The sequence below is a fragment of the Pararhizobium qamdonense genome (assembly GCF_029277445.1).
Classification (GTDB): domain Bacteria; phylum Pseudomonadota; class Alphaproteobacteria; order Rhizobiales; family Rhizobiaceae; genus Pararhizobium; species Pararhizobium qamdonense.
The window spans coordinates 1720188-1733395 of record NZ_CP119566.1; the positions used below are offsets into that span (position 1 = coordinate 1720188).

Sequence of the window (13208 nt, forward strand, 5' to 3'; positions counted from 1 at the left end):
CTTCAAGCCACCCCGATGACCCGCCGCCAATGGCTGATGTCCGACAGGCCGCAATCGCGGCTGCAGGCGCGGCTTGGCCGTGCCTACATGACCTGGCAGCGGTTCTCGGCCAACCGGCTCGCCGTTGCCGGTCTGTGCATCATCCTGCTCCTCATCCTGATTGCCATCTTTGCCGATGTGCTTGCACCGCATTCGCCCGTCATTGGCGATCTCGGCGGCGCACGCCTTTTGCCGCCCGGAAGCCCCGGCTATCTGCTCGGCACCGACGACCAGGGCCGGGATATCCTTTCGCGCCTGCTGCATGGATCGCGGCTGACGCTGCTGGTCATCGTGCTGGTGGCGATCATCGCGGCGCCCATCGGCCTTCTGGTCGGGGCCGTCTCCGGCTATGCCGGCGGCTGGGTCGATGCGGTCCTGATGCGCATCACCGATATCTTCCTCGCCTTCCCCAAGCTGGTGCTGGCGCTGGCCTTCGTGGCGGCCATGGGGCCGGGCATCCAGAATGCGATCATCGCCATCGCCATCACCTCCTGGCCGCCCTATGCGCGCATCGCCCGGGCTGAAACGCTGAGCGTGCGCAATTCCGATTATATCGCCGCCGTCCGGCTGATGGGCGCTTCGCCGTTCCGCATCGTGCTCAGACATGTCATGCCGATGTGCATGTCGTCGCTGATCGTGCGCGTCACGCTGGATATGGCCGGCATCATTCTCACGGCTGCCGGTCTCGGTTTCCTCGGTCTCGGCGCCCAGCCGCCGCTGCCGGAATGGGGCGCGATGATTGCGTCGGGACGCCGCTTCATTCTCGATCAATGGTGGGTCGCCACCATGCCCGGCATTGCCATCCTGATTGTCAGCCTCGGTTTCAACCTGCTTGGCGACGGCCTGCGCGATGCGCTCGACCCACGGGAGAGCGGCCAATGAGCACCATGCTGAATGTCGATGATCTGCGGGTCTCGTTTCCGACACGCACCGGCCTGATCGAGGCGGTGCGCGGCGTTTCCTTCACGCTGGGGCGCGAGCGGCTCGGCATTGTCGGCGAAAGCGGCTCGGGAAAATCGCAGACGGGCAGGGCGATCATGGGCCTGACGCCGGCGCATGCAAGGATTTCGGCCAAGACCCTGAATTTCGACGGTATCGATCTCCTGACGGCACCGGCGAAAGTCAGGCGGTCCCTGCGCGGCAGCCGCATCGCGATGATCCTGCAGGACCCGAAATATTCGCTCAATCCGGTAATGAGCATCGGCCGCCAGATCGTCGAAACGTTGCGCACCCATGAAAATGTCGGCAAGAGCGAGGCCCGCGACCGCGCCATCGCCATGCTCGAGGCTGTGCAGATCCGCGATGCCGGCCGGGTCTTCGACCTGCATCCGCATGAGGTTTCCGGCGGCATGGGCCAGCGGGCGATGATCGCGATGATGCTGATTGCAGGGCCCGAACTCCTGGTTGCCGACGAGCCGACCTCGGCGCTCGACGTCACGGTGCAGCTCGAAGTGCTCGGTATTCTCGACAAACTGGTGGCCGATCGCGGCATGGGCCTGATCTTCATCTCGCATGATCTGCGGCTGGTTTCGTCCTTCTGCGACCGGGTCATCGTCATGTATGCCGGCAAGATCGTCGAGGAACTGGCGGCATCCGATCTCGGCAATGCCAAACATCCCTATACCCAAGGCCTGCTCAACTGCATGCCGACGCTCGGCACGAACCGGCACCCGTTGCCCGTGCTCGACCGCCAGCCGGAGTGGGCGCTATGACGGCCATTGTCTCTGTTGAAAACCTCACCGTCGCCTATGACGATTTCCTGGCGCTGGACGATGTCAGCATCGCTGTCGCGCCGGGAGAATCCTTCGGCCTCGTCGGCGAATCCGGTTCCGGCAAATCGACGCTTCTGCGCGCCATCGCCGGCCTGTCGCCGGTCTCGGCCGGCAGGATCGTGCTGGATGGCAAGCCGCTGGATGTGAAACACCGCGAAAAGCCGTTCTACCGCAAGGTCCAGATGGTGTTCCAGGATCCCTACGGTTCGCTGCATCCGCGCCAGACCGTCGACCGGCTGCTCCAGGAGCCGCTGGCGATCCATGGCATTGAAGACGCCGAACGCCGCATCCTGCGGGCGCTCGACGAGGTGGGTCTCGGCTCGTCCTTCCGCTTCCGCTATTCGCACCAGCTGTCGGGCGGCCAGCGCCAGCGCATCGCCATTGCAAGGGCGCTGATCATCGAGCCGCAGATCATGCTGCTCGACGAGCCGACCTCGGCTCTGGATGCCTCGGTTCAGGCCGAAGTCCTCAATCTGCTCGAACAGGTCCGGCGCGACCGCAAGCTCACCTATATCATGGTCAGCCACGACCTCGGCGTCGTCACCCATATGTGCGAACGCCTGGCGGTGATGAAAAACGGTAAAGTCGTCGAACGCCTGTCCTCCGACGATCTCGTGGCAGGGCGGCTGAAAGAGGATTATACCAAGAACCTGATGGTGGCGAGCAAGGGGTTCGTGCGCGAGGCGGTTGCCGCGCCGTAACGCCACTTTAATTCCGTTCATAGGAACTTGCGCAAAGTTGCGCCGGGGAGGCCATGCAAGGCTCTGATGGAGCGCGGCCGTCAAGACGGTTGCTATGTCGGTGACATGACGGAGAAAATTGGTGCACCCGACTGGATTCGAACCAGTGACCCCTGCCTTCGGAGGGCAGTACTCTATCCAGCTGAGCTACGGGTGCATCCGCGACGGCAAGCGTCGAAGCAGGCTGTGCCCGGTTCATAGCCCAGGACGCACGGCGCATCAATGGTCAATACGCATCGCCAGCCGAATTTCACCAGGATGGTGGCGGCATCGATCCGTCCCGCGTCCGCCTGCGTAGACATCCCTGTATTGAAAGGCGATCCGCAGGTGCGGTGGCTGGCGGGGAGGCGGATATGGATTCTCTGGGCGGGGCCTATAAGGCAACCATCATCGGTTCGACCGGCGGCATCGGGCATGCGCTTGCGGATGTTCTGGAGGAGGATCCGAATTGCGCCGTGGTCGTCAGGCTATCGCGCAGTCAGACCGGTTTTGATCTTGGCGACGAAGCGTCGATCGAGCGGGCCGCCGCCGGCATCAAGGATGCGCATGGCGACATGGATCTGGTGTTTGACGCGACCGGCGCGCTGGAGATCGACGGCACCGGTCCTGAAAAAAGCCTGCGTGCGATCGATCCCGCCGTAATGGCGCGGCAGTTTGCGGTCAATGCCATCGGGCCGGCGCTGATCCTCAAGCATTTCTCGCCGCTGATGCCGCGGGCACGCCGCGCCCTTCTTGCGACGCTGTCTGCACGCGTCGGCTCGATCGGCGATAATAGGCTGGGTGGCTGGATATCCTACCGGGCTGCCAAGGCGGCTCTCAACCAGATCGTCAAGACCGCTTCGATCGAGATCGCCCGGACCCATCCGCAGGCGATCGTCACCGCTCTTCATCCTGGCACTGTCGCGACCGCGCTCACCGCGCCCTTCCGCCATGGCGAGGCCATCGCGCCGATTGATGCGGCACGGCAGTTGCTTGGCGTGCTTGATCATCTTCAGAGCGCATCGACGGGCGGGTTCTTCGCCTATGACGGTCAGGCGGTGGACTGGTGAAGGCGCGTCATCTGATTTTCATTCTGGGTGATCAGCTTTCCGCCGGGATCAGCAGCCTTGAGGGTGCTGATCCAAAGCGCGATGCGGTGCTGATGTGCGAGGTGATGGAGGAGGCGACCTATGTGCGCCATCATCCGAAGAAGATCGCCTTCATTTTCTCGGCCATGCGCCATTTCGCCGAAGACTTGCGGCAAAAAGGATTTACCGTCGATTATCAGAGGCTGGATGCGCCCGGGAATACCGGATCGTTCACGGGCGAGCTGCAACGCGCAATCACGCGTTTCGAGCCGCAGACGGTGCGGATCACCGAGCCCGGCGAATGGCGGGTCCTGCAGATGATCGAGGCTTGGGCTGGCATTCTGCCCTGTCCGGTTGATATCCTTGAGGACACGCGGTTTCTCAGTTCGCGCAGCGAATTTGCCGCCTGGGCTAAAAATCGCCAGCAATTGCGCATGGAGTTTTTCTATCGGGACATGCGCCGCAAGACCGGCCTGTTGATGCGTGGAGACGATCCGGAAGGTGGGCGCTGGAATTTTGATGCGGAGAACCGCAAACCTGCGTCACCCGACCTGTTTGCGCCCAAGCGGCAAGGGGTTGCGCCGGATCACATTACGAAAGAGGTGCTCGATCTCGTCGGGCGCCGCTTCAAGGCGCATTTCGGTTCGCTGGCAAATTTCAATTTTGCGGTGACGGCGACGGACGCCGACATTCTGCTTGAGAGCTTCATCGCGGATCAGCTTGCGACCTTTGGCGAGAGGCAGGACGCGATGCTGTCGTCGGATCCGTTTCTCAGCCATTCGCTGCTGTCCTTCTATATCAATGCCGGATTGCTCGATCCGCTCGATGTTTGCCGCCGTGTCGAGACCGCCTATCTCGCCGGCAATGTCCCGCTCAATTCCGCCGAAGGGTTCATTCGCCAGATCATCGGCTGGCGCGAATATATGCGTGGGGTCTATTGGCTGAAGATGCCGGATTACCGCGACGCCAATTTCCTCGATGCCGAGCGGCCGCTGCCGGATTTCTACTGGACGGGCGAGACGGACATGAACTGCGTGCACACCGTCGTGTCGGAGACCCGCGACAATGCCTATGCCCATCATATCCAGCGGCTGATGATCACCGGGAATTTCGCGCTGCTGGCCGGTATCCGGCCGCAGGCTGTGCACGAATGGTATCTGGAAGTCTATGCGGATGCCTATGAATGGGTGGAGCTGCCCAATGTGATCGGCATGAGCCAGTTTGCAGACGGCGGATTTCTGGGGTCGAAACCCTATGCCGCCGGCGGCAATTACATTCACCGGATGTCGGATTATTGTGCGACATGCCGCTATGACGTGAAGAAGAAGACCGGCGAAAAAGCCTGTCCGTTCAACGCGCTCTACTGGGATTTTCTCGATCGCAACAGCGGCAAGCTGAAGCGCAACCAGCGGCTGGGGCCGGTCTATGCCGCCTGGAGCAAGATGACCGAGGCGCAGAGGAATGATTACCGGCACAGCGCTGCCGCATTTCTGGCCAAGCTGGACAGCGCGGTCAGCACCTATTGAGCTGACCGGTCCGGGGAGGGGGCGCCTCCCCGGAACGGCGCAATTTTCAGTTATGCAGTCTGCATGGCGCCGGGGCCGGCAATAGCCTTCGGCGGAACCTTGCCGAGGATGATCATGCCCAGGACCTCGTCCTTGGTGACGTCCTCGGTGCGGGCATGGCCGACGACCTGGCCGTTCTTCATCACCGAGACGCGGTCGGCAAGGTCGAAGACGTCGTGGATATCGTGACTGATCAGGAAGATGCCGATGCCTTCGCGCTTCAGCTGCTTGATCAGTTCGCCGACCTGCGCCGTTTCCTGTGGCCCCAGTGCCGCCGTCGGCTCGTCCATGATCAGGATGCGGGCATCGAACAGGATGGCGCGGGCGATGGCCACCGACTGGCGCTGGCCGCCCGACAGAGCCTTCACGGGTTCCTTGAAACGGCGGAAGTTCGGGTTGAGCCGCCCCATCACTTCGCGCGCCTTGGCTTCCATCGCCACATCGTCGAGCGTGCCCCAGGGGGTGCGCAGCTCGCGGCCGAGATAGAGGTTGGCGGCCGCATCGACATTGTCGGCGACGGCAAGCGTCTGGTAGATCGTCTCGATACCGTATTTCTTGGCGTCGCGCGGATTGCTGATTGCAGCGGCTTCGCCATTAATCAGGATTTCGCCGGCATCGCGCTTGTAGGCGCCCGACAGGATCTTGATCAGCGTCGATTTGCCGGCACCATTATGGCCGAGAAGGGCCACGACTTCGCCGGGGTAAAGGTCGATCGAGGCATTGTCGACAGCATGGATGCCGCCGAAGGAGATGGAAATATTCTTCATTTCCACAAGTGGAGTGCGGGTGTCCGTCATTGTTCGGCCTCCTCTTACTTGGCCCGGCCGCGATAGACCGTATCGAGCCAAACGGCCACGACCAGGACGATACCGACGACGATGCGTTGCAGCGGGCTGTCGATGCCCAGAAGCACCATGCCCGATTGCAGCGATTGCATGACAAAGGCGCCGAGCATGGCGCCGGCGATGGTGCCGGTGCCGCCGGCAAGCGACGTGCCGCCGATCACGGCAGCCGCGATAGTATAGAGTTCGTCGAGCTCGCCCTGCGCATTGGTGGCTGCGTTCAGGCGGGCGGTGGAGATAGCGGCCGCGATGGCGCAGAGCATGCCCATCAGCGCAAAAATCCGCACCGTGACCCAGCGCGTCTTGATCCCGGCAAGTTCGGCTGCCTCCGGATTGCCGCCGATGGCAAAGACGTAGCGGCCAAAGCGCAGGCGTGTCGAGATGAAGGTCATGACGATGCCGACGACGACGGCCATCAGCACGGGAATGGCGATGCCGTGTGGGATCTGCAGACCGCCTTCAGGCCAGGCAATGCCGTTGGCATCGGCATATTTGCGGGCGATATTGGTCGGCCAGTAATAGTGGTTGGCGACGGCCACGGCGCCGATGACCAGCGCACAGCCGAGCACGGAGAGGAAATATTCAGCCCAGACCGGGCGGCGCGGAAAGCCGAAGCGCTTGCGCTGCTTGCGCGAATTGATGATCGTCGCGACAATGGCGATGCAGGCAAGCACGGCCACGATCCAACTTGCCGTGGCGCCGATCGAACCTTCCGTGCCGCCGCCCATCAGGCGGAAATTGACGTCCATGGGCGCAACGGTGCGGCCGCTGGTGACAAACCAGGTCGCGCCGCGCCAGACCAGCAGGCCGCCCAGCGTGACGATGAACGAGGGCACGTTGAGGAAGGCGATGATGACGCCGTGGAATGCGCCAATGGACGCGCCGAGCAGGATGCCGGCCAGCAGCGTGATGATCCAGGTTGCCGGATTGTTGAAGCCGATGATCTGCGGCAGGATTTCCGCCTGCAGCACGCCCATGAACATCCCCACGAAGCCGAGAATGGATCCGACGGAAAGGTCGATGTTGCGCGTCACGATGACCAGCACCATGCCGGTTGCCATGACGGCGACGGACGCTGTCTGTACCGACAGGTTCCACAGATTGCGCGGCGTCAGGAAGAGGCCGTCGGTCATGATCTGGAAGCCGATCCAGATGATCAGCAGGGCGCCGATCATACCCAGAAGGCGGGTGTCGAGCTCGGTTGCCCGGAAGAAGCGCCGCAACGGATTTTCCGTCGTATTCCGGGCACTGCTTACGTGTGCGGTATGTGTCGTGTTGGCCATGGTGTTGCCGCTCCCCCACCGGTCTATATCTTGATTTGCGCGTGTGCAGGCGCCATCCACCTGCGTAAACGCCGCAACGTGTCGCGTTGCGGCGTTACAATCAGGTCAGTCTAGCAAAATCTGCGCGTGATTACTTGCACGCTGCGACGTCGCCCTTGACGCCCTGGCAGGCTTCTTCCTTGGAAATCCAGCCGGCGTCGATGACGACGTTGAGATTGTCCTTGGTGATTGGCAGCGGAGCGAGGAAGACCGATTTCATTTCGACGCCCTTCGGACCGCCCTTGAAAGCTGCGACGCCTTCAATCTCGTCCATGGTCTTGCCAGCCGCGAGCGAAGCGGCGATTTCAGCCGCGCGCTTGCCGAGTTCACGGCTGTCCTTCCAGACGGAGACCGTCTGGGTGCCGAGAGCAACGCGGTTAAGCGCGGCCTTGTCGGCATCCTGGCCGGACACCGGCACGGAACCGGCGAGACCCTGTGCGTCGAGTGCCGCGATCGCGCCACCGGCAGTACCGTCATTGGAGGCGACGACAGCATCGACCTTATTGTCGTTGGCGGTCAGGAACTGCTCCATGTTCTTCTGGGCATTTTCTGGCTTCCAGCCGTCTGTATAGGCTTCGCCGACATTCTTGATCTTGCCTGCATCGATCGCAGCCTTCAGCACTTCTTGCTGACCGGCGAAGAGGAAGTCTGCGTTCGGATCGGAAGACGAGCCCTTGATGAAGACGTAGTTGCCTTCAGGCTTTGCCTTGAAGACTTCCTGCGCCTGCAGGCGGCCGACTTCCTTGTTGTCGAAGGTGATGTAGAACGCGGCCGGATTTTCGATCAGGCGGTCATAGCCGACGACGGGAATGCCTTCTGCGGCGGCCTTTTCGATGGCCGGGCCGATCGCGTCGCTGTCTTGCGCAAGAATGATCAGCGCATTGGCGCCCTGCGAGATCAGCGATTCCACGTCGGTCAGCTGCTTGGCAGCCGAAGACTGGGCGTCGGCGGAGATATACTTGTCGCCGGATGCTTCGAGTGCTGTCTTGATTGCGGCTTCGTCGGTCTTCCAGCGCTCTTCCTGGAAGTTCGACCAGGAAACGCCGACGACCAGATCCTTGGCCATGGCTGCCGTGTGCAGGGATACGATGATGGCAGCGCCTGCCATCAGTGTCAAAACTGATTTCATGAAGTCCTCCCAAGTGGCCGCTGACCGTCCGCGCGAACCTCCCGCACGGCCCCCGGCCAGCAAATTTGCCTGCCGCAAACCCGAAAGAGTTTTTTCTCGACAGTCGAGAAAATAGATGTCAGAGTTTTCCAAGCCTGTCAACACGGCTCTGGACAGGCCGTTTGACATAGGGCAGATGCTTTGGGAGGGGCATGTGTGTGGGGAATTCGTGAATAACAGGGACGCTCAATGCTGATCAAATCCAGCACCGAACTGGTGCGTCAGCAAAACAGCGCCCTCGTGCTTGCGACCTTGCGCCGCCTTGGGCCGCTCTCCCATACCGATATATCCGAGCATACGGGCCTTGCGTCCGCGACGGTGTCGGCGATCACAGCCGAGCTGGAACGGGCAGGGGTCATCGAAAAGGCGGAGCAGCAGGTGCCGTCGGGCCGCGGGCGGCCGCGCGTGCTGTTTGCGCAGCGCCGCGACAGCGGCTTTCTCATCGCCGTGCGGATCTCCTCGGATGTGGTGCAATATTCGCTGGTCGATTATTCCGGCCGGTTGATCGACCGGTTCGAGGAACCGCGCAATCACAAGGTTGCCGGCACGCAGCATTTTGCCGATGAATTCCTCGATGCGCTGGCCCGCCTCATTCACCGGTCGCGGCTGGAAAAGGCGCAGATCCTTGCCGTGTCGATTTCCAGCAAGGGCACCGTCGATGCCGACGGCAAGCGGCTGTTGTGGTCGCCGGTCTTTGGTGGGGAACAGATCGATTTCGTTTCGCTGCTGCAGCCGGAATGGCGCGCGAAAGTCACCTTAAACAACGAGACGCTTCTGGTCGCGCAGGCGCTGGGGATGAAGGCGGATGCCAGCCAGTCCGGCGCGTTTCGCGCGCTTGCCGCCCTGTCGCTTGGCCACAGCATTGGGCTCGGCGTTGCCCGCAAGGACCGGTTCGGCGAACTGGAAGTGACGGCCCCCAATTTCGGCCATATGCTGCATGCGGCCAATGGTTGCCTGTGCCGCTGCGGCGCGTTTGGCTGCATCGAGGCCTCGGCAGGCTTTTACGGAATTTTGCGCACCGCCTTTGAAGTGCCGCCCGATACGATCCCGGCCAAGTTCGTGCCGCTGGCGGAAATGGACAAGATCGCTTTGAGCGCGCGCCAGGGAAACCGCATGGCGGGCTACGCCTTCCGCCAGGCCGGCATTGCGCTCGGCAACGGTCTTTCCCGGCTGCTCAGCCTTTACGGCCGCATGCCGATCCATATTACGGGGCCGGGAACGCGCTATTTCGACCTTCTGCAACGTGGCATCGACGAGGGGCTCGAGCAGTCGCATGAGGTGCGTCTGCAAGGAAGGCCCGACATTTCGGTGATTGTCGATGAGCAGCGGCTGGTCTTCGACGGACATCTGGACCGGGCCCTGACCGACATGGACCACGACATCGCCGCCTTCCGGCCCTTGCCGGCATCGGCAGACCAGGCTTGATACGAAAACGGCCGGATACGAGAAAGGCCGGGGCGAACCCCGGCCTCTCGTGACTGCGCCCAGCCGTTATTCCCCGACGCGGATCTGGCGTTTTTCGGTGACGGACTTGACGGCGGCGTCGGCCAGCGCCAGGGCCGCGAGGCCGTCGGCGCCCGATGGGGTGATCTTGGTGCCCTTTTCGATCGCGGAAATGAAGCCGGCGATTTCGTTGGCATAGGCTTCGGTGTAGCGGGTCATGAAGAAATCATGCAGCGGCGGGCGGGTATAGCCGTCGCCATTGGCGATTTCGATCGAGACGGCGCGCTGGTTTTCGGCGGAGACGACGCCCTTGGAGCCGTGCACTTCGATGCGCTGGTCGTAGCCATAGGTGGCGCGGCGCGAGTTCGAGATGATCGCCTGCTTGCCGGATGCCGTCTCCAGAATGACCGAGACGCTGTCATAATCGCCAGCCTTGCCGATTTCCGGATCGACCAGCACGGCCGCATGTGCGGTGACGGCGACCGGCTCCTCGCCGAGCAGGAAGCGCGCCATGTCGAAATCATGGATGGTCATGTCGCGGAAAATGCCGCCCGACCGCTTGATGTAATCGACCGGCGGAGCGCCGGGATCGCGCGAAATGATCGTCACCATTTCCACATCGCCGATCTTACCGTCGTCGATCGCCTTGCGCACGGCCATGAAATGCGGATCGAAGCGGCGGTTGAAGCCGACCATCAGCTTGCCCTTGGTCTCCTCGACGACCTTCATGCATTCGCGCACGCGGGTGACGTCGAGATCGATCGGCTTTTCGCAGAAGATCGCCTTGCCGGCGCGGGCAAAGCGCTCGATCAGGTCGGCATGGGTGTCCGTCGGGGTGCAGATGACCACGGCGTCGATATCCGCCGATGTTTCGATCTCTTCGATGGTGCGGACCGCGCAGCCATATTGCTTGGCAATGGCGTTGGCGGCCTCTGGAAAGGCATCGGCAACGGCGACGAGGATGGCATCCGGATTGCCGCTGACGGCTTTAGCGTGGACCTTGCCGATACGGCCGGCGCCGAGAAGACCAAATCTGACGGTCATGTTCATCTCTTTTTGACGAGCGGCACAGCGCCGCGAAGGGACGGGGTGATGACGCTCACTCCGGACAGGCGTTGCGGAAGACAGATCCGCGCTGATGCGTGTGAAGACAGTCTCAGGCGCCTGCCGGTCGCGTTTGGCGGGCGGGCGCACTCTCTCTCCCTGTTTTCTCCATACCGATCACCGCCTCACTCCTCCGGTAAATCGAAAATCGGAATAAAAACGTAACAAACGTGATTTTCGGAATATTTATTCTATTTGAGGCGGCGCCGTCAAGCTGTTAAGCCACCACCTCTTGCGGCAAATATGCTTTTGGCCATAAAGCTGTGGCCTTTGATAGGCGGCCCGCATGGCCGGCCGGACCCTCAAGGACAGTTTGCATGATAAAGCTCATCGACCCCGACCACCCGTTTTACAGGCCGCTTTGGGTCAGGCTTTTGATCGTGGTGCTGTGCTCAGCGTGGACGGCCGTCGAGTTCTGGAACGGTGCCAACACCTGGGGCATGATCTTTCTTGCGGTTTCTGCCTATACGGCCTGCGTGCTGATCATCTTCTTCAAGCCGAAAACCGAGATTGCCGAAGAGGTCAAAACCGACGATCCGGCCTGACGGTCAGCGCCGCTGCATCAGCCGCAGGCGCCGTTGCGCCTCGTCGATCAGCATGTTGGCGATTTTCATCCGCATGGTCGCGTTGTTGCGAAAGTCCGGATCGTGCAGGTCCGGATGGTTTTCCGAGGCAAAACGGCGGCGTTTGTCGGCGAGGCTTTGCACGCTCTCGGCGTCCGTCAGCCCCAGATCGGCGGCGATCTCGTCGGGACGGATGCGGGCGAGATGCTGCGGCATGACGGGCTTTGGGAGAGGTTTTGCCGGGGCCAGCATCTCGTCGCTGGCCGTGTCGAAATAGGCGCGCTGAACCGTGGCTCTGCCGGAAAAACCCGATGCTGGAAGGTCGCCGACGAAGCCGCCGTTCAGGCCACGGATATGGGCCGCCGGCGCCTGCTCATCCTCAGTAGCTTCAACGCCGTCTTCTTCCGCCTTCAACCGCTCCAGAACCGACTGGAACACCGACATCCCGAACATCTGTCTCTCCGCTTTGCGGGGTCACATAGCATGTCAAGGTTTTGCGGGCCTGATCAGGCGGAGCTCTGTTTCAGGATCAGGTCGTAAAGCAGCTTGGCGCTGGGCGGCAGCGCGCGGCCACGCGCGGTGATCAGGCTGTAGGGGCGGATCTTGATATCGAAATCGGTTGGAAGAACTCGGATTTCGCCCGCCTGGCTGCCGCTTCCGGCAATCAGCGTGGCGACGTCGCGGGCAACCGGCGCAATCGCATTGGTGTGGCGGACGATGGATACCGTCAGGATGGTCGAGGAGGTGTTGATGATGGTCGCGGGCAGGGGCGTTCCGGCCGACAGGAAGCTGTCCTCGACGGCACGCCGCAAGAGCGTTCCCGACGGCTGGAACACCCAGTCGTAACCGGGCAGATCGGCGGAGCTCACACTGTCTTTTTCCAGCAGCGGATGACCGGTGCGCACGATCAGGCAAACATCCTCCTCGCCGAGTTCGATCAGGTTGAACTGGCGCGGATCCGTGTCGTCGGGGATGCGGCCGATGATGAAGTCGTGCCGTGCCGCCAGCAATTCGCGCACCAGCACGTTGCTGTTTTCGATCTGGATGTTGATCTCGATGCCGGGATAGGCGGTCGATACTTGGCGGATGGCGGGGACGGCGAGGTTGAGGGCCGGACCGGTAACGGAGCCCAGCGAGACCGAGCCGCCGCTTCCGGTTTTCAGTTCGTTGATCTCGCGCGTCGTTTCGCGCAGTTCCAGGAAGATGGTGCGGGCGCGGCGCGCCAGTGCCCGGCCATATTGCGTCAGCTCGACGCCGCGGGCGACGCGGGCACAGAGCGGAGCCTTCAGGATCGTCTCGATTTCGCTGAGCATGCGCGACGCCGCCGGCTGCGAGATGCTGAGAGAATCAGCCGCCGCACTGATCTGGCCATGCTCTTCGATGGCCAAAATCAGTTGCAGGTGACTCATTTTTAAGCCTAAGCGAAAAATTCCCCGCTCGGAATAATCCACCGCACCGGTCAACGCCGGTATCGAATCGTCCATATTTTGCCCACCTTCCGAGAAAAATGCCTTCGCATCTGCGAAAAATCACACTGTTGCGCCCTACTATATCTAAATTGTTATAAGTATGCACCCATATTG

General features: G+C 61.8%; 13 protein-coding genes and 1 tRNA gene. 7 read left to right on the plus strand and 7 right to left on the minus strand.

Annotated features, from left to right (window positions below):
* The first annotated feature begins 15 nt into the window (after positions 1 to 15).
* From PYR65_RS08295 to PYR65_RS08305, 3 genes are read left to right on the plus strand one after another with little or no spacing between them, the layout of a single operon-like run.
* The gene (locus PYR65_RS08295; RefSeq protein ID WP_407951318.1) at positions 16 to 921 is read left to right on the plus strand and encodes an ABC transporter permease; all 906 of its coding nucleotides are present in this window, start codon (positions 16 to 18) and stop codon (positions 919 to 921) included.
* Entirely contained in the window at positions 918 to 1751 is an 834-nt protein-coding gene (locus PYR65_RS08300; RefSeq protein WP_276120625.1) for an ABC transporter ATP-binding protein, read from the plus strand. The genes PYR65_RS08295 and PYR65_RS08300 overlap by 4 nt, the downstream gene beginning before the upstream one ends.
* Positions 1748 to 2512: an ABC transporter ATP-binding protein gene (locus tag PYR65_RS08305; RefSeq protein ID WP_276120626.1), complete on the plus strand. Its 765-nt coding sequence runs from the start codon at positions 1748 to 1750 to the stop codon at positions 2510 to 2512. The genes PYR65_RS08300 and PYR65_RS08305 overlap by 4 nt, the downstream gene beginning before the upstream one ends.
* A gap of 119 nt (positions 2513 to 2631) precedes the next feature.
* Here the strand turns inward: PYR65_RS08305 and PYR65_RS08310 are convergent.
* Positions 2632 to 2708, minus strand: a tRNA-Arg gene (locus tag PYR65_RS08310).
* Positions 2709 to 2904: 196 nt separating this feature from the next.
* On the opposite strand from PYR65_RS08310, the gene PYR65_RS08315 reads away from it, so the two are divergent.
* Together PYR65_RS08315 and PYR65_RS08320 are read left to right on the plus strand one after the other, a co-directional pair.
* Entirely contained in the window at positions 2905 to 3600 is a 696-nt protein-coding gene (locus PYR65_RS08315; protein WP_276120627.1) for an SDR family NAD(P)-dependent oxidoreductase, read from the plus strand.
* Positions 3597 to 5144, plus strand: coding sequence for a cryptochrome/photolyase family protein (locus PYR65_RS08320; RefSeq protein WP_276120628.1), 1548 nt, complete (start codon positions 3597 to 3599; stop codon positions 5142 to 5144). The genes PYR65_RS08315 and PYR65_RS08320 overlap by 4 nt, the downstream gene beginning before the upstream one ends.
* A gap of 50 nt (positions 5145 to 5194) precedes the next feature.
* Here the strand turns inward: PYR65_RS08320 and PYR65_RS08325 are convergent, their stop codons facing one another.
* From PYR65_RS08325 to xylF, 3 genes are all read right to left on the minus strand, one after another.
* Positions 5195 to 5980: an ATP-binding cassette domain-containing protein gene (locus PYR65_RS08325; protein WP_060636977.1), complete on the minus strand. Its 786-nt coding sequence runs from the start codon at positions 5978 to 5980 to the stop codon at positions 5195 to 5197.
* A 14-nt stretch (positions 5981 to 5994) separates the two neighbouring features.
* Positions 5995 to 7308, minus strand: coding sequence for a sugar ABC transporter permease (locus PYR65_RS08330; protein WP_060636978.1), 1314 nt, complete (start codon positions 7306 to 7308; stop codon positions 5995 to 5997).
* Positions 7309 to 7438: 130 nt separating this feature from the next.
* Positions 7439 to 8476 (minus strand): D-xylose ABC transporter substrate-binding protein, encoded by a 1038-nt coding sequence (xylF, locus tag PYR65_RS08335; protein WP_060636979.1) that lies wholly within the window; start codon positions 8474 to 8476, stop codon positions 7439 to 7441.
* A 228-nt stretch (positions 8477 to 8704) separates the two neighbouring features.
* Here xylF and PYR65_RS08340 point away from each other — a divergent pair, with 228 nt between their 5' ends.
* A complete protein-coding gene (locus PYR65_RS08340) occupies positions 8705 to 9940 on the plus strand; it encodes an ROK family transcriptional regulator (RefSeq protein WP_276120629.1) in 1236 nt (411 codons plus the stop codon).
* Between the two features lie 66 nt (positions 9941 to 10006).
* On the opposite strand, the gene iolG is transcribed toward PYR65_RS08340, so the two are convergent.
* Positions 10007 to 11002 (minus strand): inositol 2-dehydrogenase, encoded by a 996-nt coding sequence (gene iolG / locus PYR65_RS08345; RefSeq protein ID WP_060637072.1) that lies wholly within the window; start codon positions 11000 to 11002, stop codon positions 10007 to 10009.
* A gap of 377 nt (positions 11003 to 11379) precedes the next feature.
* Here iolG and PYR65_RS08350 point away from each other — a divergent pair, with 377 nt between their 5' ends.
* Positions 11380 to 11607, plus strand: a complete 228-nt coding sequence (locus tag PYR65_RS08350; protein ID WP_060636981.1) for a hypothetical protein — start codon at positions 11380 to 11382, stop codon at positions 11605 to 11607.
* A gap of 3 nt (positions 11608 to 11610) precedes the next feature.
* On the opposite strand, the gene PYR65_RS08355 is transcribed toward PYR65_RS08350, so the two are convergent.
* Entirely contained in the window at positions 11611 to 12078 is a 468-nt protein-coding gene (locus PYR65_RS08355) for a hypothetical protein (RefSeq protein ID WP_276120630.1), read from the minus strand.
* 53 nt (positions 12079 to 12131) lie between these two features.
* Positions 12132 to 13109, minus strand: a complete 978-nt coding sequence (locus PYR65_RS08360) for a LysR family transcriptional regulator (protein ID WP_276120631.1) — start codon at positions 13107 to 13109, stop codon at positions 12132 to 12134.
* Positions 13110 to 13208 lie beyond the last annotated feature (99 nt).

Excerpts from the sequence above, each read along its gene's own strand:
- PYR65_RS08355 (WP_276120630.1), bottom strand. The coding sequence starts at position 12,078 with ATGTTCGGGATGTCGGTGTTCCAGTCGGTTCTGGAGCGGTTGAAGGCG.
- PYR65_RS08360 (WP_276120631.1), bottom strand. The coding sequence starts at position 13,109 with ATGGACGATTCGATACCGGCGTTGACCGGTGCGGTGGATTATTCCGAG.
- PYR65_RS08305 (WP_276120626.1), top strand. The coding sequence starts at position 1,748 with ATGACGGCCATTGTCTCTGTTGAAAACCTCACCGTCGCCTATGACGAT.
- PYR65_RS08325 (WP_060636977.1), bottom strand. The coding sequence starts at position 5,980 with ATGACGGACACCCGCACTCCACTTGTGGAAATGAAGAATATTTCCATC.
- PYR65_RS08340 (WP_276120629.1), top strand. The coding sequence starts at position 8,705 with ATGCTGATCAAATCCAGCACCGAACTGGTGCGTCAGCAAAACAGCGCC.
- PYR65_RS08315 (WP_276120627.1), top strand. The coding sequence starts at position 2,905 with ATGGATTCTCTGGGCGGGGCCTATAAGGCAACCATCATCGGTTCGACC.
- PYR65_RS08350 (WP_060636981.1), top strand. The coding sequence starts at position 11,380 with ATGATAAAGCTCATCGACCCCGACCACCCGTTTTACAGGCCGCTTTGG.
- iolG (WP_060637072.1), bottom strand. The coding sequence starts at position 11,002 with ATGACCGTCAGATTTGGTCTTCTCGGCGCCGGCCGTATCGGCAAGGTC.
- PYR65_RS08330 (WP_060636978.1), bottom strand. The coding sequence starts at position 7,308 with ATGGCCAACACGACACATACCGCACACGTAAGCAGTGCCCGGAATACG.
- xylF (WP_060636979.1), bottom strand. The coding sequence starts at position 8,476 with ATGAAATCAGTTTTGACACTGATGGCAGGCGCTGCCATCATCGTATCC.
- PYR65_RS08300 (WP_276120625.1), top strand. The coding sequence starts at position 918 with ATGAGCACCATGCTGAATGTCGATGATCTGCGGGTCTCGTTTCCGACA.
- PYR65_RS08295 (WP_407951318.1), top strand. The coding sequence starts at position 16 with ATGACCCGCCGCCAATGGCTGATGTCCGACAGGCCGCAATCGCGGCTG.